The 25,176-nt window shown below is 47.4% G+C and carries 25 protein-coding genes; 6 read left to right on the top strand and 19 right to left on the bottom strand.

What is annotated here, in order from left to right; genetic code table 11:
- Window positions 1-2: 2 nt before the first annotated feature.
- Window positions 3-1,850 (bottom strand): ribosomal protection-like ABC-F family protein, encoded by a 1,848-nt coding sequence (abc-f, locus tag QFZ78_RS02045; protein WP_307545010.1) that lies wholly within the window; start codon window positions 1,848-1,850, stop codon window positions 3-5.
- A gap of 387 nt (window positions 1,851-2,237) precedes the next feature.
- On the opposite strand from abc-f, the gene QFZ78_RS02040 reads away from it, so the two are divergent.
- Window positions 2,238-3,248 (top strand): CobW family GTP-binding protein, encoded by a 1,011-nt coding sequence (locus QFZ78_RS02040; protein WP_307545008.1) that lies wholly within the window; start codon window positions 2,238-2,240, stop codon window positions 3,246-3,248.
- A gap of 79 nt (window positions 3,249-3,327) precedes the next feature.
- Here QFZ78_RS02040 and QFZ78_RS02035 read toward each other — a convergent pair whose 3' ends face one another.
- Complete coding sequence (locus tag QFZ78_RS02035) at window positions 3,328-3,786, bottom strand: Fur family transcriptional regulator (protein ID WP_036634240.1); 459 nt, start codon at window positions 3,784-3,786, stop codon at window positions 3,328-3,330.
- A 156-nt stretch (window positions 3,787-3,942) separates the two neighbouring features.
- Between QFZ78_RS02035 and QFZ78_RS02030 the strand changes: the two genes are divergently transcribed.
- From QFZ78_RS02030 to QFZ78_RS02020, 3 genes are all read left to right on the top strand, one after another.
- Window positions 3,943-4,956: a permease gene (locus QFZ78_RS02030; RefSeq protein WP_307545006.1), complete on the top strand. Its 1,014-nt coding sequence runs from the start codon at window positions 3,943-3,945 to the stop codon at window positions 4,954-4,956.
- Window positions 4,957-4,989: 33 nt separating this feature from the next.
- Window positions 4,990-5,994, top strand: coding sequence for a TIGR03943 family putative permease subunit (locus tag QFZ78_RS02025; protein ID WP_307545005.1), 1,005 nt, complete (start codon window positions 4,990-4,992; stop codon window positions 5,992-5,994).
- Window positions 5,995-7,123: 1,129 nt separating this feature from the next.
- Window positions 7,124-8,020 (top strand): transposase, encoded by an 897-nt coding sequence (locus QFZ78_RS02020; RefSeq protein ID WP_307545003.1) that lies wholly within the window; start codon window positions 7,124-7,126, stop codon window positions 8,018-8,020.
- A gap of 662 nt (window positions 8,021-8,682) precedes the next feature.
- On the opposite strand, the gene QFZ78_RS02015 is transcribed toward QFZ78_RS02020, so the two are convergent.
- The 10 genes from QFZ78_RS02015 to QFZ78_RS01970 form a co-directional block, all read right to left on the bottom strand.
- Window positions 8,683-9,738, bottom strand: a complete 1,056-nt coding sequence (locus tag QFZ78_RS02015) for a CobW family GTP-binding protein (protein WP_307545001.1) — start codon at window positions 9,736-9,738, stop codon at window positions 8,683-8,685.
- Window positions 9,739-9,882: 144 nt separating this feature from the next.
- Window positions 9,883-10,446, bottom strand: a complete 564-nt coding sequence (locus QFZ78_RS02010; protein ID WP_307544999.1) for a hypothetical protein — start codon at window positions 10,444-10,446, stop codon at window positions 9,883-9,885.
- Window positions 10,447-10,451: 5 nt separating this feature from the next.
- On the bottom strand, window positions 10,452-11,615 hold the full coding sequence (locus tag QFZ78_RS02005; RefSeq protein WP_307544997.1) for a metallophosphoesterase: 1,164 nt from the start codon (window positions 11,613-11,615) through the stop codon (window positions 10,452-10,454).
- Between the two features lie 38 nt (window positions 11,616-11,653).
- A complete protein-coding gene (locus QFZ78_RS02000; protein WP_307544995.1) occupies window positions 11,654-12,334 on the bottom strand; it encodes an SOS response-associated peptidase in 681 nt (226 codons plus the stop codon).
- A 181-nt stretch (window positions 12,335-12,515) separates the two neighbouring features.
- A complete protein-coding gene (locus QFZ78_RS01995) occupies window positions 12,516-13,019 on the bottom strand; it encodes a YhjD family protein (protein ID WP_307544993.1) in 504 nt (167 codons plus the stop codon).
- Window positions 13,016-14,293 (bottom strand): DNA polymerase IV, encoded by a 1,278-nt coding sequence (locus QFZ78_RS01990; protein ID WP_307544991.1) that lies wholly within the window; start codon window positions 14,291-14,293, stop codon window positions 13,016-13,018. Before QFZ78_RS01990 ends, QFZ78_RS01995 begins: the two co-directional genes overlap by 4 nt.
- The gene (locus QFZ78_RS01985) at window positions 14,290-14,667 is read right to left on the bottom strand and encodes a YhjD family protein (RefSeq protein WP_307544989.1); all 378 of its coding nucleotides are present in this window, start codon (window positions 14,665-14,667) and stop codon (window positions 14,290-14,292) included. The genes QFZ78_RS01990 and QFZ78_RS01985 overlap by 4 nt, the downstream gene beginning before the upstream one ends.
- A gap of 145 nt (window positions 14,668-14,812) precedes the next feature.
- A complete protein-coding gene (locus tag QFZ78_RS01980; RefSeq protein WP_307544987.1) occupies window positions 14,813-15,100 on the bottom strand; it encodes a stage VI sporulation protein F in 288 nt (95 codons plus the stop codon).
- A gap of 128 nt (window positions 15,101-15,228) precedes the next feature.
- On the bottom strand, window positions 15,229-15,495 hold the full coding sequence (locus QFZ78_RS01975; RefSeq protein WP_307544985.1) for a DUF1294 domain-containing protein: 267 nt from the start codon (window positions 15,493-15,495) through the stop codon (window positions 15,229-15,231).
- A 96-nt stretch (window positions 15,496-15,591) separates the two neighbouring features.
- The gene (locus QFZ78_RS01970) at window positions 15,592-16,911 is read right to left on the bottom strand and encodes an alpha-L-fucosidase (RefSeq protein ID WP_307544983.1); all 1,320 of its coding nucleotides are present in this window, start codon (window positions 16,909-16,911) and stop codon (window positions 15,592-15,594) included.
- A 288-nt stretch (window positions 16,912-17,199) separates the two neighbouring features.
- Between QFZ78_RS01970 and QFZ78_RS01965 the strand changes: the two genes are divergently transcribed.
- Window positions 17,200-18,039, top strand: a complete 840-nt coding sequence (locus QFZ78_RS01965; RefSeq protein WP_307544981.1) for an AraC family transcriptional regulator — start codon at window positions 17,200-17,202, stop codon at window positions 18,037-18,039.
- Window positions 18,040-18,118: 79 nt separating this feature from the next.
- Here the strand turns inward: QFZ78_RS01965 and recG are convergent, their stop codons facing one another.
- Genes recG through QFZ78_RS01945 form a run of 4 tightly spaced genes read right to left on the bottom strand, consistent with a single transcriptional unit; the run spans window position 18,119 to window position 23,196 of the window.
- Window positions 18,119-20,164, bottom strand: a complete 2,046-nt coding sequence (gene recG / locus QFZ78_RS01960; protein WP_307544979.1) for an ATP-dependent DNA helicase RecG — start codon at window positions 20,162-20,164, stop codon at window positions 18,119-18,121.
- 3 nt (window positions 20,165-20,167) lie between these two features.
- Complete coding sequence (locus tag QFZ78_RS01955; RefSeq protein ID WP_307544977.1) at window positions 20,168-21,025, bottom strand: DegV family protein; 858 nt, start codon at window positions 21,023-21,025, stop codon at window positions 20,168-20,170.
- A 48-nt stretch (window positions 21,026-21,073) separates the two neighbouring features.
- Complete coding sequence (locus QFZ78_RS01950; protein ID WP_307544976.1) at window positions 21,074-22,807, bottom strand: DAK2 domain-containing protein; 1,734 nt, start codon at window positions 22,805-22,807, stop codon at window positions 21,074-21,076.
- Between the two features lie 29 nt (window positions 22,808-22,836).
- Window positions 22,837-23,196, bottom strand: a complete 360-nt coding sequence (locus tag QFZ78_RS01945; RefSeq protein WP_057303556.1) for an Asp23/Gls24 family envelope stress response protein — start codon at window positions 23,194-23,196, stop codon at window positions 22,837-22,839.
- Between the two features lie 346 nt (window positions 23,197-23,542).
- Here QFZ78_RS01945 and rpmB point away from each other — a divergent pair, with 346 nt between their 5' ends.
- Complete coding sequence (rpmB, locus tag QFZ78_RS01940) at window positions 23,543-23,731, top strand: 50S ribosomal protein L28 (RefSeq protein WP_029197753.1); 189 nt, start codon at window positions 23,543-23,545, stop codon at window positions 23,729-23,731.
- Window positions 23,732-23,833: 102 nt separating this feature from the next.
- Here the strand turns inward: rpmB and spoVM are convergent, their stop codons facing one another.
- From spoVM to rpe, 3 genes are all read right to left on the bottom strand, one after another.
- Window positions 23,834-23,914, bottom strand: coding sequence for a stage V sporulation protein SpoVM (spoVM, locus tag QFZ78_RS01935; protein WP_036634233.1), 81 nt, complete (start codon window positions 23,912-23,914; stop codon window positions 23,834-23,836).
- Window positions 23,915-24,260: 346 nt separating this feature from the next.
- Window positions 24,261-24,506 (bottom strand): hypothetical protein, encoded by a 246-nt coding sequence (locus QFZ78_RS01930; RefSeq protein WP_307544974.1) that lies wholly within the window; start codon window positions 24,504-24,506, stop codon window positions 24,261-24,263.
- A 17-nt stretch (window positions 24,507-24,523) separates the two neighbouring features.
- The gene (gene rpe / locus QFZ78_RS01925) at window positions 24,524-25,174 is read right to left on the bottom strand and encodes a ribulose-phosphate 3-epimerase (protein WP_307544972.1); all 651 of its coding nucleotides are present in this window, start codon (window positions 25,172-25,174) and stop codon (window positions 24,524-24,526) included.
- Window positions 25,175-25,176: the final 2 nt, after the last annotated feature.

Genomic DNA, 25,176 nt, shown 5'->3' with positions numbered 1-25,176 from the left:
GCTTATCCTTGAAGCTCCGAGAGCCTCGTCTTGATGTCTCGGATGATCTGAAGCTGCGCTTGGGCGTTCTCTGGGCTCCACGCCCCCTCACTCATAAGCTGCGCCAGCGTTAACTCCAGCTGGCGCCTTTCGTTGGCTCGCGCCAGCAGCTCCGGCGAGCTCTCACACGCCAAACTCGCATCCGCATACTCATCGTAAGTGCCTGAGAAAGCGATTGGGCTGCGCTCCGCGCTCAGCCACAATAGCTTTGTCGCCAGCTTACGAATGAAGAAGCGGTCATGCGAGACGATGACCATGGCGCCGGGATAGCGGAGCAGCGCCTGTTCAATCCTCTCCCGCGAATCAATATCCAAGTAATTCGTCGGCTCATCCAGCACCAGCAAGTTTGCGCCGCTGAAGTAAAGCTTGAGGAAGGCGAGCCTGCAGCGCTCGCCCATGCTTAAATCACCGATGCGCTTGCGCACCTCTTCGCCTGAGAAGAGGAAGCAGCCCAGAATCGTGCGGGCTTGGGTCTGCGTCATGGCAGGCAGCGCCAGCAGGCTGTCGAGCAGTGTCACACCGTCGTCGAGATGCTTGAGCTCCTGCGAAAAGTAGCCGATCGACGTCTGCGGATGCTGCCGCACCTTGCCGGCAGCGGGCTGCAGTTCACCGACGAGCAGCCCCAGCAGCGTCGTTTTGCCTGAGCCGTTGGGGCCGAGCACGGCCAAACGGTCGCCGCGGTCTACGCTGAGGCTTAGCTCAGCGAACAACTCGCGCTGGCCGTAGCTGAACGCGGCCCGCTCCAGGCGCACAAGCGAGCGTGAAGCGAAGTCGCTTGCGCTCAGCTTCACCTTTAGGTGCGCCGCTTCCCGCGGCTTCTCCACGCGTTCCCCCTCTAGGCGCTCCAACTCCTTCATCTTCGCGTTCATCCGCGAGACGTGCGCACCGGCTCGCGCCTGAAAGTACCCGCGCTGTATCGGCACCTCAGCCATCCGGGCGTTTTTCTCGCCCTGATGGAACCACTGCCGATACGTGCGAATGCTCTCCTCCAGCTGCTCGCGTAGAAGCTGCTGCTTGCGATAGAGCTGCTCCTGCGTACGCAGCTCGAGTTCTTTTTGACGTGTATACTCCGTATACCCGCCACGGTATTTCCGACTGCCTGTCGGCGTCAGTTCGACCAGGCAGGTCGCCACACGATCCATGAAATGGCGATCGTGGGAGACGAACACGACGGTGCCCGGATAGGCTCGAAGCCACACTTCGAGCCATTCGAGCGACGCCGCGTCGAGGTGGTTGGTGGGCTCGTCGAGCAGCAGCAGCTGCGGCTCGCGCACCATCAGACGCGCCAACTGGGCGCGCGTCTTCTGCCCGCCGCTCAGCTGGCCGAGCGGCTGATCCCACAGCTCGCGGCCGAGGCCGAGCTGCAGCAGCTTGCGCTCCACTTGGGTTTCCCAGTGGTAGCCGTCCAGCCCCATGTATCGCTCTGCCGCCTCCTGATAGTCGGCTAGCAGGCTCTCCATGCAAGGAGCAGCCGCATCCTGCATCCGCGCCTCCAGCTCCTTCATGCGGCGCTTCGCAGCGCAGTGCTCTGGGCAGCCTCCCTCGACATAGGCGTGTGTAGACACCGCCTCATCAGCCTCTGTCTGCTGCCCCATCCATCCCCACTGATCGAGCTTCAGCCTGCGTTCCACGCTGCCTTTATCAAGCTCCAGCGTGCCTGCTAAAAGGCGAAGAAGCGTCGTCTTTCCTATGCCATTGCGGCCATAGATCGCGATCCGCTCCCCTGCATTCACTTCCAAATCCACTTGTTCAAAAATTGGTTTCCCCGCGAATTCCTTCATCACATTCATTGCTTTTAGTAGTAAAGTCATAGACTCATTTCCTCCTTAAATTCAAATACAAAAAACCGCAAGCAATCGCCTACGGTCAGGAAGAACAAGTCATGATTTTGGTATGCAAAGAACAGCAACCCCTGAAGGAGTCAGCCCCTTTAGACATACGTATCCCACTCGCTCTACCTGCACAATCGTAGAGTCTGCCTATCAACGAACAATTTCGTTTTAGCAGAGAAAGTTAGGCTACATACTTCATCGTCAAAGGGTACCTCCGAGTTCTTTAAGATGGCTCTATTGTATCATAGCCCCCTAAGCACTCAAGGGAGAAAATTAGTATAACCATCTTGCAGCCTGCCCTTTTTTATACTACAATTCAATTCGTAATAATTACTTTTTAATCCCAAGACGAAGGAGGTCCTTGTTTTGAACAAAGTTCCCGTTATCGTACTGAGTGGATTTCTAGGCAGCGGCAAAACAACACTGCTCATCCGCATGCTTCAAGAAGTTGCCTCCTTTAACCTAAGCCCCGCTGTTCTTATGAATGAGCTTGGGAAACAAGATGTAGACGGCCATCTCCTCCAAGAAGCCTCACCTGATGTGAACATGGCCAAACTGCTCGATGGCTGCATCTGCTGCAGTAAAAAAAGTGATATTAGTGATTCCATTAAACAATTGTTAGCGCGCAAGCCTGACGTCATACTCATTGAATTAACCGGTGTTGCCAACCCAGAGGAAATCGTCGATGCATTTACCGAGCCTGCACTACTTCCTCATGTGAAACTACATAACGTCATCACCATACTTGATGCCGAAAACGTGCTTGAATATAACAGTATTTTCGCCTCGGACCGAGAGCTTGTCTATACACTTCGCAGACAGATGGAAGTTGCAGATCTTCTTATTCTGAACAAAATCGACTTAATCACTGATAAACAACAGAGATCCATCGAAAAAACAATTCGCAAATTCAATGTACGTTCCTTCATACTGCCAACCACACATAGTCAATTCGATTTAGAGCTTATTTTTGGCACTCTCAGTCCACAAGGATCGCAATCCACCGTCTCGCCGAATTTCAACAAAAAGCTTCAATTTCAAGCCATTAAAACGGCACAGTCGCCAAGCGAGACATCCAAACATACCCCATCTTTCTCACGTATTCAGACAATTACAATCCTCATGGATGATGACTTTGCAGTGTCACAGCACTTTGTCGAACGTTATTTAGCAAAATGGGGCTCCACACTGCTTCGGGCGAAAGGTTATTTGATTATTGGCGCTAAGCACGAATCCTTTGTTATGCAATTCGCAGGCAAACGCACGAACTGGCAGCAGACCACTTTCCAAGGAACGCCTTATCTCGTCCTCATTGGTATGGATCTGGATGCAAAAACTCTCGAAGATGACTGGCAAAAGCGATTAACGGAATCCTAACTACAATAGCAATGCAAACCAAAAAAGCAGTTCCGCTGAGTTCACCTCAAGCAGACTGCTTTTACTTTTCCACGATTTTTTAATGCAGCTCAGAAGATGGAGATATGCCCGACTTACAATCTGAGCAGTATCCAAATATCTCAAAACGATGGCTTTGAATTTCAAAACTCTCCGGCAAATCCTTCACAAGCTTCATCGGACAGAACTCGAAGGTTACCGTCTTTTCACAACTGATGCAGATCATATGGTGATGATGATGAGATAAACAACTCGCTTTGAATTTCAAGCCATCCGCCAAGTGAAACTGCTCCAGAACACCCATCTCACTCAACAATCGAAGATTACGGTAGACAGTATCAAAACTCACACCAGGATATTTAACTTTCATGTATTCATAAACGTCTTTTGGCGACAAATAACTTCCGGACTCAGCGAATAACGTTGCCAAACTTCTGCGCTGCTCTGTAATTCTCCATCCTTGCTGAGCCATAGCCCTTAGCATCTCGTCAATCGTATGCGTATGAGTGCCCACCTGCATTACCCCTCTGTCATAAATTGTTCTATTAACATAGTGCAGCAAATAGACCGCTTGAGTCAAGTAGACGAACATCTCGTTCTTAATAAAGTTGTCCTATTCCCCTTTCATTCATCATAGGTTACAATAGTAATAATTATGATTAAGGAGTCTTCATCAATGCCCACTACTGTGTTTCGAGCGAGCATGCATATTATCGCCGCTATCTGTTTCCTTTTAATTGTGCTTATCCTTTTAAACAACGACATGCCTACACAGTCCCTGTTAACAACAGAACGCATTCAAGCATTCAAAACCATGTTCATCAGCATCCTATTAGAAGCTATTCCCTTCATTTTACTAGGTGTATTGCTTTCAGCCTTGCTCCAAACGTTCGTATCCGAGCAAACCATACGCCGTTTAATTCCCAAGAACCCTATTCTTGGCATCCTGTTCGCCTGCGTTTTAGGCATCCTATTTCCTATGTGCGAATGCGGCATGATTCCTGTCGTTCGAAGACTAATACTCAAAGGAATGCCCGTCTATATCGCAGTCGTTTTCATCGTAACCGGACCCATCATTAATCCTATTGTATTCGCAGCTACATTCATGGCTTTCCGAAATCATCCCGCTATCGCTTATTCCCGCATGGGGCTGGCTTTTGCTGTTGCCATAATAATCGGACTAATCCTCTACCGTTTTATCAAAAGTAATCCATTGCGTATAAGTCGAGCCAACTTTTCCAGCCAAGAAGCGTTGGAGGGGCATCAGCATCAGGGTGGTGGCATATCCAGTAAGTTAAATACCTTTTTCGTTCATGCCTCTGATGAGTTTTTTGAAATGGGCAAATATCTCGCCTTTGGCTCTTTGCTCACCGCGCTGATTCAAGTTTTTATGCAGCGCGAAAGCCTGCTTGCCATTGGTCAAGGCCCTATCAGTTCCCATTTGTTTATGATGGGCTTCGCTTATATCCTATCTCTATGCTCCACGTCAGACGCTTTCGTTGCTTCATCTTTTCAAACGTCATTTACATCCGGTTCACTGCTTACATTCCTGGTCTTCGGCCCTATGCTTGATTTCAAAAGCACACTTATGATGCTTTCCGTTTTCAAATCCAAATTCGTACTCATGCTCTCAGTATTAATTGCTATCACCGTACTGGCTTGTTCACTGCTTTTGGAACGCTTTTTCTAACTTTTAAGGTCATACAATCTAGGAGGAATTGACATGAGTGAAGTCCGGCTAATAAGCTATCATTATTTCTTTCGTACGTTAATTTTACTTGGTTTTTCCAGCTATATCGTGATCCTCACCAAGACAGATGCTCTTCAATACTACATAGCTCCGCGTATGATGATTTATGTCAAAACCGCCTCCGTTATCCTTTACATCATCGCCTGCTTTCAAGGTTATATGGCACTGCGTGCTTACTGGGGCAAACCAGTTGCCTGCGAATGCGAACAACCAGTTTCTCGCTCAACCTTGCGCAATACAGTTGCTTACGGACTGCTCGTTCTGCCGTTGTTAATCGGCTTCCTGCTGCCTAATACAGCCTTAAGTAGTGCAATGGTAGTTGCCAAAGGGATGAATCTCTCTGCTGCAAAATCTAGCATAGCCAAACAAAATACAGACCTGATCACAGATAATGGCTCCTCAACAGGAGTGAATGCGTCCAACCAGGGAACTGCGCCCTCAACAGTACCACCTGTGAACAGTAGCCCTGCTCCTGCTTCTAGTACCGAGACGCCAACAATCGCTAATTCCGATGCCGAACTCCAAAAGATGTTCCACGTCGATAACGAGTGGGATGAAGATTTTTCCAAAATCGGCATGATCCTCTACAAAAAAGACACCATCGTTGTAAAGCCAGAAATATACATGGAAATCCTTTCGTCCATTGACCTTTTCAAAAACAACTTCATAGGCAAAAAAATTGAACTCACCGGCTTCGTCTACCGCGAAGACAATATGTCAAAAAGCCAATTCGTCGTCGGACGCTTTGCTGTAAGCTGCTGTTCCGCAGATGCTACCCCTTACGGAGTCATGATTGACTTCCCGACCGCTCAAAGCTACCCCAAAGACACGTGGGTCAAAGTCACAGGCACCATCCAAAACGGCAGCTACAACGGAAACGACATCTTCATCATCAAAGCAACCCAAATCGAAAAAACCCCAACGCCCGACTCACCGTATATATACCCAAACTTCGAACCGCTCAAAGAGCTTAACTAGTCAGCACAACTAACGACTACCAAACCAAAAAACCGTCAGGACCACTCTTCATGAGCCTTGACGGTTTTTCTTCACCTCGCGGTTGTCCTATTATGATTTAATGTTCCTGTTACTGCTCCAGTTCCAGTTCGATTGTGTTCTTAATTCTAATTGTTTTACTGTTCTTTACTTAACCATGCAGTCATTCAGTCATACTTCTCACTCATCACTCCTTAATCCCCACTCCTCACTCCTCGCTTCTTACTACTTGCTTATTTCTTACCACTTGCTTACTACTTACTTCTTACTCCTCCTCATCCCCCCTCACACCTTACCTCTTACTCCCTACTCCTTCTTACTTCATACTTCTTACTTCTTACTTTTCACCTCTACTTATACCCCACTCCTCATAATTTTTTTCCATAAAAAGGAAACGAATGCAACTTATATTAATTTCAAACTCAACATATAGACACTATCCCCATTACTCATTTTGCTTTATATCTACAATTCTTTGTCCTAATCTCTGCACAGATCCGATCGAATTTGTGACTCTCATATCTAGAGATATTATTTTAATCCCCGCCTCCTCTTTTATTCTTTTCAAAACAAATCTTACCAGAACCATAATCCTCAAACCGATCGAATAACCAAACCGTAAGATTAAACGCTTTTTGCTGACTTTCATTTAAATCTCCAGTCTAACCTCCGTACTTCAAATTTTCTTTATTTGGTCTCTTCTTTGTTAATCTTCTATTTTTCTTTCTTTAATTAATTTCATTTTTTCTTTATTTCGTTATTTTCTTTATTTCTTTTCTTATTTCTTATTTCTTATTTCTTATTTCTTATTTCTTATTTCTTATTTCTTATTTCTTATTTATAGTTTTTAATTCTTTGTTATCGTTTTCCACACCTCTTTTCTTCTCATTTTCTCATGTTCCTCTTAATTCCCTGTACCGTTTTCCGTAGCTTTTGCCGACTTCTATGTCTAATTGAAAACTGTACTAATTTCTATATCCTAATTACTGAGTTCACACTCATACTTACAAAATCAAAAGAAAAGTATGAATTAGAGTTGAAATAAGAACAAATATTCGATATAATAATATAAGAACAAATGTTCCATATCCAACCTATTTGAGGTGTCATAATGGAGACGAACTATCATTTACCAAGTACCCTGGAGCAGTTTCAGCAGCAATTTCCAACTGAAGAGGCCTGTATAGATTACTTTTTTGAGACGAAATGGCCCTCTGGTTTTTCTTGTCCTCACTGTGGGCATTCGCGCGCCTATATAACCAGTACACGCCGACTCCCTCTTTATGAATGTCTTCAATGCCATCACCAAACATCCCTTACAGCTGGAACTATAATGGCAGGCAGTCGCACGTCTTTACATAAATGGCTTACAGCTATTTTTCTGATATCGGGCACGGAACAAGGCACGAATGCTGTTGTGCTCTCCAAGATTATTAGTGTCACCTACAAAACAGCCTGGCTCATCCTCCACAAAATTCGTCACGCCATAAGTACAGCCGACCAAGGCACACTACTCTCGGGTATCGTCCAAGTAAACTCAGCTGTCTATGGAAAGCCATATAATCCTTACTTCCGCAACCATCCTCAGGAACACTATCTTCTAGCAGGCTCCTCCCTTAACATTCAGGGCGAACCTTCCTATATCAAACTCAAACTTGTCCCTAAAATACATGTAAAAGAAAAGCTTTTTCAACGATCCGCAACATTGGATTTCACCCAACAACATATCGAATCACATACAAAGAGCATCGAATTTATTACTGGACGCTTTAGTTCCAAGAAATTCCGCGCTCTCCTTGCATTCGCTGCACAAGCCGGTAAATCTATTAATAATACTTTCCATGGCATTGGCCAAAAGTATCTACAAAATTACCTAGATGAGTTTTGCTATAAGGTAAATCTCACTTTACACGAAGCACCCATTTTTCAGCATTTGACACACTTATGTACAACACCTCATGCCAAGTTAAACTTTCTCAATCCCCAAAATACGCACATGTGCGCCTAATAGCAAGAGTATAACAATGTAGCCTTAAGCGTCCTATCTTATAGGGAATTGGTTTTTCAATAATCCCAAAGCTATTTTAGGTAATGTTCACTAGGATTTTTTTGTGATATATAAAAGCAGAATACAGATAGGGGTTTTAATTATTACTACACCCTTACTACTTACTGCAACCTGAGTCAAAGGGAGAATGGCGATAGCGGGCATTCATAGTAGGTAATAGGTACTAAGATAGTACTTATAGTGTTTACTTAGACGATTACTGAAAAATCAGTTAACTAACTGTCCTTAATCACTCTCTTCTCTCTTCTCTCTTCTCTCTTCTCTCTTTTTTTTCACCACTCTTATTTACTCTTATTTACTCTCCTTTATTCTCTTTTGCTTTATCTTACTTCCTTTTATCACCATTTACTATTACTTTCCTCTTACTCCCATTACTCTACTTCCTTATCACCTGAGCCAAGGGGATAGTGATCATAGTCCCCCGTTAGAGGATAGGTACGACCCACGTAACAAGTAATTTTAATAACTCCGCTCCCCTATATCTGAGCCAAAGGGATAGTGGCCACAGTGCCCGCTTAGGCCATATCCAACCCTTATGTTTGGCGTATCATAAAAAAAGAATCCTCAGCTTAATAGCTGGGACTCTATTGGAATTGAATTGCTTATTTTGCAGCTATTTCAGATAAGGATTCCAATTTGAGCAATTCTGTTCGAACTGCGTCTTTAGAGAAGTTTTCTCCTATAAACACGGCAACGTCGGGCACATCGCCTTTGGGAGTGATTTTGACAAAATCCATTTCTCGGTAGGCGTACTGGAATAAGAACCTGCTTGAGGTATCGGAAAAACTGAGAATTCCTTTAGCGCGGTATACCTCTTGCGGTAGCTTACTGATAATTTCCTCGAATGCGTTGCTATCTACTGCCCGCTCAAAAAAGTGCGTATACGCCATCACATGATTGTGAGAATGATGGTGACTGTCATGATCACGGTCGGCGTCATTATTGGCGTCATTATGGTCTTCATGATGATGGTTGGCATTGTGCTGCACGTTATTATTAGTGTCATTATGATTTGCGATAAGGTGCTGTTTCTGCCCTTTCTCTTCTTCCAGCATTTCGATGAGTCTCATATCGATTTGGCTGAACACGGTGTAGTATATAGATGCATATGGATTCCATTCGCGTACAAGTGCATCTACTTCCTGAAGCGCCGTTTCCTGTAACAGGTCAGCCTTGTTCAGTAAAAGTAAGTTCGCACAACGGATTTGTTCCTGCATAAGCCGGTAGGTCTTGCCACGACTTGTCCGACTTAGCTCCAGCAATTGCGGTGCATCCACTACGGTGATGACGGCTTTGAGCTCTACCGGGAGTATAAGCGAAGCATCTGTTACTTCATCAATGATTTCCATTGGATTAGCGATACCTGTCGATTCTATGAAAATCAGGTCAGGCTGCTCCTCAGTTACAAGTTCTTTGAGCGCCGTCGCCAGATCGCCTCGGCTCGAACAACAAATGCAGCCTCCCAGCAGCTCGGACATCGGTACTTCATTGGCAATTAACTGGCCATCTAGGTTAACTTCACCAATCTCGTTCATGATAACCGCGGGTTTACGCCCCGCTTCGGTAAAATAATCAATTGCCTTCGTTAATAAAGTGGTTTTGCCGCTTCCGAGGAACCCGGATAATACATACACGGTAACTCTTTTATGTGCTCCCATACTCATTTCTACCTCCGCCAAGCAGTATGATAGCAAAAGCTTCTAACCTGCTCATAATTGATTCCTCTTCTATTATTCGTAAATATTACCTTTAAGTCAAGAGGAGACAACATTTCCGTAGACTTGGGCATGTTGATTCCTTGATTATGTTTCTGTTATTTCAGAGGTCTTTTGCTTAACTTCGAATTTAGTAAAAAGGATCGGCCATTTCCCAACTAGCTGGACAAGAAAGGGAAATAGCTTGACCCACAACAGGCTGTTTACCCGATCGGTTGGCTTGAGCGGAAGCTCTAGTCGATCGTAGAGGATTGCCGCAGCTTCTTCGACAAGTGCTAGCGCCAGGTCCGTTGGAGCAGCTGCGTTGACTGCTTCCAAACGCGGAAGATAGTACTGACTAATGGATTCCGATAATTGATGCTCAGACAAGTTGTCTGAACCCATTACTTCCCCCATCCCTAAGCTAACGAGACGAGCAACGTCGGCATCGAAAGCATGGGGAATGCAGTAAATTTCCAACGCTAAAGCCGCTATGTATATCTCCCTTAATATCTCGTCTTCTTTAGACTCGGATAATATGGGGTCTCTTAGGTAGACCGCAACGACCGGTTTAATTGTTTCCCAGCTGTTTTCTATGCTCTTCATTGTAAACTGCATCATTGCTGCAGCTAGTTCTATCGGTGTAATTTGTTTTCTTTCTGCCTTTTGCATGTTGCTTAACCCTCTTCTCTCTCGTTACTTTTAAAATGAATGGTGAGTTCAATAATTTCTGAGCGGCTGCCTATACGAATGGGTGGTCCCCACGTACCAAAACCTGAGGAAACGATAGCATGAAGGTTACCTTTGCGCAAGTAGCCCCAATCTACCTCAAAAAGCCTTCTTGTTATAAGGTGATTAGGCGCCATTTGGCCCCTATGTGTATGGCCTGATAGCATCACATCTGCACCAGCATCGGCTGCTTTGTCTAGGTGGTAGGGTTGATGGTCCATCACGATTATAGGTTGTTTGGGATCTGTGCCCTCCAGCAATGTAGCCAGCGCCTTACGCCCATCGGGCGTTCGCTCGGCCGCTTTGTCTTTTCTCCCAACGATGTACAGCCGTTCTTTGATATGAACGGTTTCGTCCATGAGCACACGAATGCCGATCTGCTTCATTTGTTCCACGAAGGCAGGAATATGTCCGCCAATGTATTCATGATTACCGAGCACAGCATATATCCCAAGTGGAGCCTGCAGTTCTCGCATTGTTTTACCCATATTGTAGCGGATAAATGGCTTAATATCATCGTCAATGACATCCCCCGGCAAAAGAATCAAGTCCGGTTTTAAGCCATTGACTTGCTCTACAAGTTTACGCAGATGGCGGTTCCCGACAATTGAGCCTAGATGGATATCGGAGGCTACTGCGATGCGAAGCTGCTCCCAGTCTCCCGCTTTTTTGGGAATCGTAATGTCATATCTGCGTATAACAGGGCTCCGTGCATTATAAGAACCACGAATTATAGCGATGAGTATAATCCCTACATTTATCCAACCAAGAATCGGAACGTATGTATTTGAAGGAACGGTTGCCAGATGGAACACGCCTATCGCCAAATCAGTCAACGGCAGCAGCAGAATACCAAATTGCATGATGGCAAACCAGTAGGAGCCGATGATTTTCAATAGTCTGGACACGTCAGCAGGCAGCACCCGCGAGCTTGCCCATGCTAATAAATACGATAAGGCGACAATCCAGAAGACAATCCAATATAAGCCAGGATGAAACCAAGAACCTAGTTGGTCCGATAGAAAGACTCGGCCGTGCCAGCCGATGTAGCCATTCACGCCAAACACAATAACGAATATGAGCGTGATGCTTATTGCCATGCGTGTTTTCATGTCGTTAACTCTCCCATTCTGTTCTTACAATTCTGCCTCTATAGGAGGAGGCTTAACGGTTCTATGCATTGCTCATCGTCGTTACGCACATTTCCCACTCGGCTCGAAACGGGGTACGCAAACATTAGGTCTGATGGATACGGCTGCAAAAGCGGTTGTAGCTCGTTAGTGTTTGTGATGCTGCGATCCAACCAGACTGCCTCCATCTCTCTCGGCAAAATGACCGGCATACGCTCATGAATATCCGCCATCAGTTCGTTCGCTTCCGTTGTAACTACGGTGCAGGTAGAAATGCGCGTGCCATCCGGAGATGTCCACGTGTCGTACAGCCCTGCCATACTAAAGATGCCTTTGCTGCGCAGCATAATACGCATCGGCTGCTTATGCTTACCCGTCCCTTTCCAGTCGTAGAAGGAGTCCGCCGGAATCAGGCAGCGCTTACGCTCAAACGGCTTGCGGAAGGCAGGCTTATCCGCGAGCGTCTCTGCTCGTGCATTGAGCATCTGGTAGCCCAGCTTCTCGTCCTTCGCCCACTCTGGAACGAGCCCCCAGCGCAGCTCGCCAAGCTTATTCTTCTCCCCATCATGGACGATAGCCATGACTTGCTGTCCAGGTGCTACATTATATTTGGGGTTGTATCTTCCAGGATATTTGTAATAAATATCATAATGAAGCATAAGCTCCTCTAACGTCACGGTGATCGTATAGCGTCCGCACATCTGTGCACATCTTCTCCTTCGCATTGTTCTCCCACATGAGAACTAATTCTTTTAGTCGCTGCAGCACTCTTCCTCCATTATGAGAAAAAGAATTACTCACGTCAATTCGTGTAAGCCCGAGGAAGATTTCTCCATCGGGCTTACGGTCTTGATCTTGCTATTGTCTCGATCTTCTCTCGTTCTACGCTTTCTGTTCATCAACTTTCGGAGCCTTATACACACTTGCTACCAGATGATCAATATACCGTGCTGTTCGCACGCTAATTTCAGCACGCATATAATCCTTAGCTATGATAAGCGCATCTTCATGCCCGCGACATACATAGCGGTAATGAATGGCGCGGTCATTCTTTTCCTCTTCAAATAATTGAATGCTTCGCTGCATCATCTTGGTTTTAATTTCGCTTAAGTCGGCTTGTATATGCGCAGCAAGCGCATGAGCGACTCGCGCATATAGCATTCGGAGCGTTTCGGAGGATCTCTCGATTTCACCAGCTTTTTTCTTGATCATCCCGTGCATGAGCGGCAGCAAGACATAATCTCGCATAACACCAATGTCTTCCGCTGTGGGACGGTTTGCCGGAGCAGGTCTATCACTGCGTTGGTTTTGAAAAGCCTCTCGATGCTGAGGCAGCATCATCCTGCTGGATTCCCATAGGCCGTTTTTCTCCAATTTTTTGCTCATTTATAGTGCCCTCCGATTTTGAGCGCCCTGTTCTGCGCTTGGCCGGCTGTTGTGAGCGAGGAAGCACGAACAATCGCCGCGTTGCCAAATCGGTCCTTGATGCTGTCCGTCACTTTTTCAAGCGCTCGCGCCTTGATCTGATCCTCGAAGAGGGTAAGCTGATAGGTGTCATCATCCACTAACTGGCTCAGCATGACACCGGCGCGACGCACCGGCATGGTGTCCCAGAACTTATAGAAAAGCTTTTTTACAGCTTGAAACACCGTACTTGTATGATTCGTAGGATCCGGCATCTTCATTTGGCGCGAAAAGCCTGTCGGGGCGTCGAAAGGACTGCACATACAGCTTACGGTAACAATTGAAGCCATATAGCCTTTGCGCCTACAGTCGCGGCACACCTCTTCTGTAAGCTCGAGCAGGATGGTATCTACTTCAGAGGAGTCCGCGTAGTCCCTCGGCAAAGTCATCATATGGCCTACGGACTTCGGAGGCGTATCAAACGTACCCGGCGTGACCGGACTATCATCGAGCCCATTCGCTGTTCGCCACATCACTTCGGCGTGAATGTCCGACTGCTTGCCGAAGCGTGCGCGGAATTTATTCTTGAGCTGCGGCAGCGGCGTTCTCGCCACATCGCCAACCAAATACATACCTAGCTTGGCAAAATGTGCGGTCATCCGCGAACCGACACCAAACATTTTACTTACAGGCTGCTCCCACAAGTATTTCTCGACGTCTGATGGGTGCAGCGTGAAGATGCCACTTTCATTCTTTTTGGCCCAAATATCGGTCGCAATCTTCGCTAGTATTTTATTAGAACTAATCCCTATACGAACCTTTACCCCCGTTTGACTGAACACCTTTAGCTGAATGGTTTTCGCAATCGTGATCGGATCTCCGAACATAGACAAACTCGCTGTAACATCAAGAAACTGCTCATCTATACTGAAAATTTCAACAAGATCGGTAAACCCTTCGTAAATCTTGGTAATCTGCAGCGAAACATCGATATAATGCTGCATGTGCGGACGCATCACGATCAGCTCAGGACACTTCTTAAGCGCTTCGCCTAACCGTTCGGCTGTGGATACGCCGTATTTCTTAGCAACGGGGCAGGCGGCTAGAATGATACCCGAACGTAGAGCAGGGTCTCCTGCAACAGCAACCGGTTTATCCTCTAAGCCCGGGTGACCCGCTTTCTCCACACTGGCATAGAAGCTCTGACAATCTGCTAGGAAGATCGTTCGTTCCCGGCCTTTGCTTCCTTTGCTCACCGCAATCCCCCCCGCATATTCATGAGCGTAGTCATAAGCTCAGCCTTGACCAAGCTGCGAAGCATCGTGAAATGATGAATGTAGCCTCGGACTTTGTACTCTACGTTAATGCCTAAGGCATTCATTTCGGTATGGATAACTCTAATATCTCGCTTCTTCATCTGGCTCTTAATACTTTGTAATTCCGGATAAATAGCCATCTCAACTTCTCTGAGATAAAAAAGAATATGATTGTACACGATTTTATCCTTATAAACCTTGAGCTCCTCCATGTCCCTTGCTAGCATATCGAGTAAAATGGGCAGCAGCGTGTATTCCTTAACAATTTGAACATCCTCTTCTGTCTCAATTCTTGAACTTGAACTAACTTTCATATTTCCACCACCATATGCGAACATATATTCGTGTTACTTATTATATACCGAACACGTATTCGTTATGCAAGTGAATTTTTCTGGAAGCAAAAAAAAGCCACTTAACGGGCATCTTTAACCCTGCAAGTGGCGCACTTTGTTTAGTCTATCGAAACATGGACCAGAGTTTGATCAAGTGAAAGGCGTTAGATGGATCAATCTTTTGTGCAAGGATAAACTCCAAAATTTGGGTCGTTTGGCTTCCGCTTAGCTTCTCACCGAGAATGCCGGCGGCAAGTCCTATTAAGCGCGTAACCTTGGTATGATTTTGTAAATCAGCCTTCGTCACACCCTGCAGCAGCATTTTAATGCGTTCCTTGATCTCTGGATTTTTCATCTTGAACTTTACGCGCTCTACGAGCGCAGGATCGATGCCATAATGGTGATAGCTCATGTTCGCACCTCCGATAACCTGTCATGCTCCTAGCTTATGAGTAAATGCATACAAACTTGACTAGGACTCCTGTATAAAAAAGAAAACAGCTGCCGCTGCCGGCAACTGTCTCCTATTTTTTGCTATTGCTACATATAAATCGCGACCATGATGACACATAGGCTATTTAGCGCAACAAGCAGCGGCATGCCAATGACGAATGAGGTATGTTTCGTCTTATGGCGCCAAACCCGCATACCGAGCCACCCGCCAATCCCGCCACCGAGAGCAGCCAGTATAAAAAGACGTTTTTCAGGCACTCTACGCCCGCCTTTTTTGGCTTGTCCCTTGTCATGTCCCATTTCTATGAACGTAATGATATTCATCAGCAGTAAATAACAAAGGAAATAAGTCAAGTTCCATACACCTTCGTTTCCAAAAAAATAGTAAACTATCTACTATCATCTTAAAATCGAATGCGAGCACGGTCAAATGTTAATTTATTTCCTTCTTTAGAGTAGCTCCAACTCCACAACCGTAGCTCTTTGATCCGGCAGCGGATAGCTGGAGTGCTCAGGTCTAGCGAAACTAATGAACGCATCGTCCGGATACTGGGCGGCATTCCAAGGACGGCTTAGGAAGAGCTCGGAACCGTCAGATAGCAGCCTTGCTTTCTTCACCTTACCGGCCAACCCGTTTAAGTTAATAGGACCTACGCTTTCCTCAAACAAGTGGGCATACAGCAGATTGCCCTTTTGCGTATACCTGCCCCACTCCGGTTTCGGTAAGTAGGCTTGCCCGCAGCCGTAAATGCTGTCCCCATTTTTCTGAACCCAATCGCCGATCTCGGCCAAAATGTCCAGCGACTCCTTCGGAATCTCGCCGAGCGCATTCGGACCCACATTCAACAGCAGATTCCCATTTTTGCTGACGCACTCTATCAGCTTCCGGATAAGGGTAGTTGAGGATTTATATTGGAAATCTTGGGCTGCGTACCCCCAATTATTATTCAGCGTGATACAAGCTTCCCATGGAAGCGAATTGCCCTCGTCATCCGTCACGCCTTGCGGCGGAATGATCTGTTCCGGTGAAGCAAAGTCACCCGAATAGCTGAGCGGATTTTTAGTGAAAATAGTTCCGCCTTCTTCGCCGCTTGCGTCTAATCGGTTGTCTACGATGATATGTGGCTGCAGAGATCGAATCATCGCCATCAGCTCGGTTGCTTTCCATGTCTCCCCCTTCATGCGATCATAAGAGAAGTCGAACCACATCACATCCAGTTTGCCATAGTTCGTCAGCAGCTCCCTTACTTGTCCATGCATATACTGAAGGTACCGATCAAACGTCTCCGGATTTCTTGTGTAGTTCTCATTATCCCGCATCGGATGAATGCGATCCCCGTAAGCCGGATAGTCCTCATGATGCCAATCGATTAACGAATAATAGAGTCCCACCTTTAAGCCTTCCGCCCGAAACGCTTCAATAAATTCGCGAACCAAATCTCGCCCGGCCCGTGTATTCGTTGACTTATACTCAGTGAGAGCGCTGTCAAATAAACAAAACCCGTCATGATGCTTGGCCGTCAATACCGCATATTTCATACCCGCTTGCTTCGCAGCACGCGCCCACGCCTTAGGATCATAACGGACAGGATCGAATTCATCATAATACGTTTGATAGTCCTCTACCGAAATACGCTCGACGCTGCGCACCCATTCTCCTCTGGCTGGAATGGCATACAGTCCCCAATGAATAAACATACCGAATCGATCCTGCAGAAACCACTGCGTACGCTCTGTTCGTTCTTGAATAATCGGATGATTGCTTGACATCAGCTACACACCTTTCGAATTTAATGCGTGTGTAAAAAGTCCACTTTCAGAACCGAGAAGGTTGGACGAAGTCCGGGGAAGGAGGAACGGAGCGAGATGTGAGTACCGGACCTCCCCGTTTCGTTCAAGATTCGATGCCGAGATGCTTCCATGAATGACTTCGTTATCAAAGTGGGCTTTTTAAACAACCTCTTAAAACTTCACAACTTTAGTCTATCAAGCCTGTGCTATAATAAACAGGTACGAAACTAACCTCAATCAGGATATAATTAACATTCTCAGGTGAACATGATGATGAATACGCAGCAAATTACATTCCTATCGGACCTTCTGCAGAACCTACAGATTCACATTTTAGAAGCGCATCTTACGCAGTGCACAGCTTCGTGGAAGGAGCTTAATTTTACACCAGAGCATAATAAGCTGTATTGGATTCTGGAAGGCGAAGGCTGGGTTAAGGTTGACCATCAGGAGCTTAATCCTTTACCCGGTCAGCTCTGTCTGCTTCCTGCCCACACGCTCCATTCTTACTCCACGATCAGCGATCGCCCTTATTTAAAATATTGGTGCCATTTCACGGCACATATCGGTTCTTTTGACCTCTTTCAATGGCTGGATATTCCTTTGTTTATCCAAATTTGCAACGTAGAGCAGATGACGGCATGGTTTAAAGAGCTTGCCGCCTTGCATCATGAACCGTCACTAACTTCGCGTTTACGAGAAAAAGCAATCCTGCTGCAAATCATATCCAGCTACTTGGAAGCGGTTCCTGTACATGTACTGCAAAAGCGTACCGATGAAATGGACCGACTCGGCCAATTACGGCAATTTATTGAGCAGAATCTTCATAAGAGCATCACTGTGGAACAAATGGCCAAGTCCGTTCACCTGCACCCCAATTACTTGATCAAATATTTTAAAAAGCACTTTGGCATGCCCCCCGCCAAATACATGCAGCGCAAGCGCATCGACAAGGCCAAATTTCTGCTCACGACCACGTCGCTCAGTATGAGAGAAATTGCCGAGCAGACCGGTTATGAGGATACGAACCATTTCGCGAAAAGCTTCCGCAAAGACACCGGCTTTCCGCCTACGGAATATCGGATGAATGTACGGGGTAAAGGATAAAATAGTAAAAAAACGCTAGGATCAGCGACTGACAGTTGTCATCAGTCCATCCTAGCGTTTTTTTTAGTTATAAGGCTGATTAGTCCAACACTTCACTGTCAAAAATCTGCGCACGCTGCAAGTAAGCTCTGAGCGGTATGAATGAAGCTCCCGTCCAGAAGGACGAGTCACCGACAAGCTCAGCCGCATCATCGCGCGCTTGCTCCATGACTTCAAAGTCCGCCATCATGTCGGCGATCCGGAACTCCGGCAGCCCGCTCTGCTTCGTGCCGAAGAAGTCCCCCGGCCCGCGCAGCTCTAGATCGCGCCGGGCAATCTCGAAGCCGTCGGTCGTTTCGGTCATCGCCTTCATGCGCTCCTTGCCGACCTCGGTCTTCGGGTCGGCGATGAGCACACAGAAGGACTGGTGCTCACCGCGGCCCACCCGCCCGCGCAGCTGATGCAGCTGCGACAGGCCGAAACGATCGGCGTCGTAGATCACCATCAGCGTGGCGTTCGGAACGTCCACGCCAACTTCGATCACCGTGGTCGACACGAGCGCCTCCACGGTGCCTTCCTTGAATGCGCGCATGATCGCTTCCTTCTCCTGCGCGCTCATTCGCCCGTGCAGCAGGCCGATCCGCATGTGCGGAAAATGCTGCTGCAGCTGTATGTGGACATCGATGGCATTCTGCACGTCCAGCTTGTCCGACTCTTCGATGAGCGGACAAATGATATACGCCTGCCGCCCTGCGGCGACCTCACGCTGGATGAAGCCGAGCACTCGCTCCAGCATCGCATGCTGAACCGCATACGTCTTGATCGGCTTACGTCCCTTCGGCAGCTCACGCAGCGTTGAAACGTCCATGTCGCCGAAGGCCGTAATCGCCAGAGTACGCGGAATTGGCGTCGCCGTCATCGTCAGCACGTCGGGGTTCATGCCCTTGCGCCGCAGGATGCTGCGCTGGTTCACCCCGAAGCGGTGCTGCTCGTCCGTCACGACAAGCCCCAGCTGGCGGAAGTAGACGTCCTCTTGAATGAGGGCATGCGTGCCGACCAGCACATCGATCATGCCCATCTGCAAGGAGGCCAGCAGATCCCGCCGCTGGCGGTCGGTTGAGCTACCTGTCAGCAGCGCAATCTGCAGCCCGTAGGGCTCGAACAGGCTGTCCAGCGAGCGCTTGTGCTGCTCAGCCAGAATCTCCGTCGGCACCATCAGCGCGCCTTGGTAGCCGGCCTTCACCGTCGCGTAGAGGCCTATGGCCGCGACGATCGTCTTCCCCGCACCGACATCGCCTTGCAGCAGTCGGTTCATGGCGTACGGCTCCTGCATATCGTGCAGGAGCTCGCCTACGACCTTCTTCTGCGACTCCGTCAGCTGGAAGGGGAGCGCGCGCACGAAGGCGCGGACAGCAGGCAAGTCCACCTGCTGTTTCAACCCGTCCGCGCGGCTGCGCGTCACGGCGCGGTAAGCTTGCAGCTTGAGCTGGAATAGGAACAGCTCCTCATAAACCATGCGCCTCCGCGCCTGCTTGCCTTCCTCCACACCGCTCGGCGTGTGGATGACCGCTAGCGCCTTGCTGCGCGGCATAAACCCATACCGGCCGATAATGCCAGCCGGCAGCACTTCACTGATCATCGCGCTGTACTGCGTCAGCGCCTGCTGAATGACCTTACGCATCCACTTCTGCGTAACAGTGCCTACAACCGAATATACCGGCTGTATGGTGCCGGTATTGGAATCGCCTTGTCCGGGAAACTCCGAATCGGACACGCTCATTTGCCTGCGCTTGCCGTCCCATTTGCCGGTGAGTATAATCTCCTGCTGCGGCCGCAAGCGGTCCTTCAAGAAGTGGCGGTTAAACCACACCGCCGTCAGCAGGAACTCATCGACCATCACCTTGCAGGATAGTCGGGATTTGCCGCTGTAGCGCTGCAGCACCGGCTCTCCGATGATATAACCCTTCACGGTGACACGGTCGCCGTCCTTCACACTCGCTAAATCACGTACCGTGTAATCCTCATACCGGAATGGCACATATTCCAGTAAATCCATAACCGTAAAAATGCCCATGGAGTTGAGCTCAAGTGCCTTCTGAGCGCCCACTCCATGGACTTCGCGTACTTCGAATTGATTCAAATCCATAACTTACACCGTACTAACGAACGCTGCGATGGTGCCTGGTCCAGCGTGTGCGCCAATAACAGGCCCCAGTGTAATGTAGTCAACATGCTCCACAACAAATTGCTGCATGATGGCCGCGCGCAGCTGCTCCGCACCTTCCAAATTGTTTGCATGAGCAATGTGTAAACTACGGATTGTCTTACCCGATACATCCGTCGCCAACAGCTCTAGGATTCGCGCAACCGCTTTTTTGTGGCCGCGAACCTTATCAATCGCAGCTACTTCGCCCGATCGATCCAGAGAAAGAATGGGCTTAATATTTAGCAAAGAACCAAAAAGAGCGGATGCTTTGCCGATTCTTCCACCTTTTTGCAGAAATTCTAGCGTATCTACGAGGAAGTATATGTAAAAGTTCTCTCTCAGCGTTCGTACTAGCTCTAAAATCTCATCGACACTTTGCCCCGCCTTAGCTGCTCGGGCAGCAGCTACAGCAAGAGCGCCAATCCCATAGGAAGCCGAACAGGAATCAAACACATGTACCTTGCCTGGCGAGTCCTCCAGCATCGTGGAAGCTAGCAGCGCCGACTGATACGTTCCGCTCAGCACAGATGCCAAATGAATCGAGATAACCTCCGTATCGGGCTCTTCAAGCAGTCTCTGATACAAGTCCAGAAACTCTGCAGGAGACGGCTGTGACGTTCGGGGAAAGTGAGGTGACGAGGTTAGCTTCGGATAAAATTCCTCAGACTGCAACGTCACCGTATCTAAATATTCTTCATCTCCAAAATGAATCTTGAGAGGCACCATCTCGATGTTAAGTTCTTGTCTGAGTGCCAAAGGTATGTCGGCCGTGCTGTCCGTTACGATACGAATGTTTGTCAACAGGGCTCACTCCATTTCACGAATTTATCCACGGCTAATGGTATTCTTTTACTCAACGGAAAACAGGTACGCATACAAAGGCTGTCCGCCAGGATGAAGCTCAATTTCTATTTCGGGATAAGCCGCTTGAATGAACGCCTCCAGCTCCTCCGTCTCTGCATCGACGGCATCTTCTCCGGTGAGGATAGTGACAATTTCGCTGCTTTCTTCAATCATTTCCTCCAGCAGCTTCTTACAAGCATCCAGGAGACTCGGCTGAGAAGATACAATGCGCCCATCTTGAATGCCAATAAAATGGCCCTGTTTAATGTCAATACCGTCCATGTTCGTATCGCGCACAGCGTAAGTAACTTGGCCCGATTTTACACGTCGAAGCGACTCACTCATGGCTTCCGTATTTGTTTTGGCATCCGCCTTCTCTTGGAACGCCAGAATGGCTGCAAGACCTTGCGGAATCGATTTAGATGGGATCACAATCAGCGTTTTATTGTCTACCAGTTCAATAGCTTGCTGCGCAGCCAAAATAATGTTGGAGTTGTTGGGCAGCACATAAATGGTGTCTGCATCAATACTGTTAACCGCATTCACAATATCCTCGGTGCTTGGGTTCATCGTCTGTCCACCGGAGAGAACGACATCGACGCCTACACTAGACAAAATATCGGTAATGCCATCACCTAGAGCAACCGCTACGAAACCATACGGCTTGCTTGGCGGTACAGCTGCGGCCGTAGTAGAAACAGGAGCTTCGTACCCTTCGGTCATATCTTCCAATATATGTGAATGCTGATCGCGCATATTTTCAATTTTGATACGGCTCAGAGCACCGTAATTCATCGCTTGGTTCATTACTTCCCCCGGGTATTCGGCGTGAATATGAACCTTCACCAACTCGTCATCGGCTACAACCAGCAGCGAATCCCCCAACTTGCTCAATTGATCACGGAACGTGCCTTCATCGAAAACTTGTCCTTTGACCTTACCTGGAGCAATCGTCAGCATAAATTCCGTGCAGTATCCAAATTCGATGTCTTCCGTGGCCAAATGTGCCTGCGCGGGAAGATGTGCGTGCACTTCCTTCGCTAAGTTCATACCGGGAACGAGTGAAACAGCACCAAGTGTTGTATCCATCGTAGCATAGTCATCGTTCACTTGAACCAGACCGCCGCTTAACGCCGCTACAAAGCCTTCATAGACACATACAAGCCCTTGTCCGCCTGCATCTACCACACCGACCTGTTTGAGCACAGCAAGCTGCTCAGGCGTTCTAGCGAGGGCTTCCTTCGCTTTGCCCAGAACCTCCTGCATGAGATCAAGCAGGTCGCTTCCACGTCTATATTGTGCGGCATGCTTAGCTGCTTCTTTTGATACCGTCAAAATGGTTCCTTCCACCGGCTTCACAACAGCTTTGTAAGCTGTCTCTACGCCTTGCTGCAGAGCGCCGGCGAATTGCTGTACATTTACATGCTCAAGATCATGCACATGCTTCGCGAATCCGCGAAACAGCTGTGACAAAATAACCCCTGAGTTGCCTCTTGCGCCCATCAATAACCCTTTGGACAACGCATCAGCTGCTTTCCCAATATGGGAGGATGGCTTCTTTTTAAGTTCCTCACAACCCGCAGTGAGTGTCAAATTCATGTTGGTGCCGGTATCTCCGTCGGGTACAGGAAAAACGTTCAATCCATTAACCTTATCTACATTTCTGCGAAGGTTATCCGCACCCGCCAAGACCATGGCAGTGAAGTCATTTCCATTTATTGAAATAAAGCGCTTACTCAAAGTGATTCCCCTTCCTGGTTATCGGGCTTTTACTTGGCTACACGAACGCCCTGAACAAAAATGTTCACATCGTCCACATGAAGCCCTACAACGTCATTCAAAATATATTTGACTTTCGTTTGGACATTACCTGCGACTACGGATATTTTCGTTCCGTAGCTGACAATAATATAAAGATCAATTTCGAGTCGCCCGTTTTCATGGCGGACTTCGACGCCGCGGCTTAAATTGTCCCGGCCTAGCAATTCAGCTATCCCGTCTTTCAGTTGCTTTCTCGTCGCCATGCCAACAAGTCCATAACAATCTAACGCAGCGGATCCCGCCAGTGTTGAAATCACTTCATTGGTAATATACACTTTTCCGTACTCGGTTGTGAGTTCAATTGGCATTATCTAACAACTCCTTCAAGTTTCGCTTTAGCAAGACTACCTTTGTAAGTATTCCCTTTCCTGCTTTGGCTTTAGCTAATTCGACTTCATAAGTCAATTACTATGTACTTGGAATGTGGGCTAATCTTCATTGTACTATAACATACTGAATAAATAAACGGCAAAAGTGCAGGTATTTCGTTGACTAGGCTCCTTTTGCTATGCTATTATATTTAAGTGTGTTTTTGCTGGTTATTATTATGAATCGCAACAAACCAAACAATGTCTAAAATTATGGAAAGCTGTCATGTCAAGCTTAGGCTTGCCACCCAGGCTGCTTTGTATACTGCCCAAGGAGGTGTCAAACATGTCCCGCAAATGTTTCATTACAGGTAAAAGTCCTTCTTCAGGAAATCACGTGTCCCACGCTAACAATAAAAACAAGCGTACTTGGGGAGTTAACGTTCAAAAGGTTCGCATCCTCGTTGATGGCAAACCAAAACGGGTTTACGTAAGTACTCGTGCGTTGAAATCCGGAAAAGTGGCTCGCGTTTAATTGTAGCTGCGCATACTTACACTTTCTTATGTGAAAGACAAAAAGCACCTTATCGGTGCTTTTTTTGCATTTCTGGGGGAAATGGAGTAAGTAAGTGTTGGCCTAGTTTTTACTAAACGTATTAAGTACGGCTTTCACGAATCCACCCAAAAATCTTGGTAGCTTAATTGTGTAGAACTTCATTCTCTACCCCTCCTTAGAGTTTTCGTCAGAAAACTGACTTCATGAGCATTCGCTTAGAGTTTTCGTGAGATAAACCTCTACCGAGGTCTTACGAAGATGAGCGACCGCGCTTAGAGGAAGGCAGAGAACTGACTTCGTGAGCACAGACTTCAAGTTTTCAGAAGAAACTTATGTCGTAAGCATATGCTTCACAAGTTGCATGACTGCTCCTTAGCATCGTTACAACAGTATATGCCCGGACCGTAAAAAAGTGCCTTCTATTTTTACTTTCTCCCACAATTCGCTCGCTTCCAGAAAACAAAAAAAGCTACAAGAGCGCTTCACTCTTGTAACTATATGTATGCGGCTAGGGTGCAGTTATGCCCAGCTGCGTGTAAAGCGCATAAATTAAACTGAAAATAAAATAGAAGAGAACAGAAATAACGACGAACCAAATGCGAAACCCAACTTGCTCAAACTTCCGAAAGAATCGCATCCCTAAATAAAGGGCGCCAAGTGAGAATACATACTTCGAGATACCGTGTATATTTGAAAAGCAAGTCAACAGGACTGCGCAAAGCAGACTGTACATCAATAACCAGAGAAATCTCATCGTCCTTCGCTCCCCCTCTACCCGCGTATTCGCTCGATAGCCTCGGTGCGATTGGACTGCCCGAACACAGCATTGCCGGCAACCAATACATCGGCTCCAGCTTCCACCACCTGGCGAGCCGTCACCTCATTAATACCGCCGTCTACTTCAATATGAAGCCCGTTCAGTCCCTTAGCATTCGCTTGCTCACGCAGCGCGCGAATTTTACTCAGCATACCAGGGATGAAAGCCTGTCCGCCGAATCCAGGATTGACCGTCATAATAAGCACAAGATCCAGCTGTTCATCGAGTACATGTTCAATTAGAGAAATCGGGGTTGCAGGATTCAGCACAACCCCCGCTTTAATGCCGCTTTGCTTAATAAGATGAAGGGTCCGATGCAGATGCGTACAAGCCTCCACATGGACGGATATCAAATCGGCACCCGCTTTGACAAAATCAGGTATATAGCGATCTGGCTGCTTAATCATCAAATGAACATCAAGCGGCAGCTTGGTCACTGGCCGTATCGCTTCAACAACAAGTGGACCAATTGTGATATTCGGTACGAAATGGCCGTCCATGACATCCACATGGATCCAGTCGGCTCCGCCAAGCTCCGCTTCCTTAATTTCTTCCCCAAGCTTAGCGAAGTTGGCTGATAAAATAGAAGGTGCTACATATACCATCC

The sequence above is a fragment of the Paenibacillus sp. V4I5 genome, assembly GCF_030817255.1.
Lineage (GTDB): Bacteria > Bacillota > Bacilli > Paenibacillales > NBRC-103111 > Paenibacillus_E.
The sequence above is the reverse complement of the archived record's forward strand: the minus strand, read 5'-3'. Positions and strand labels throughout refer to the sequence as shown.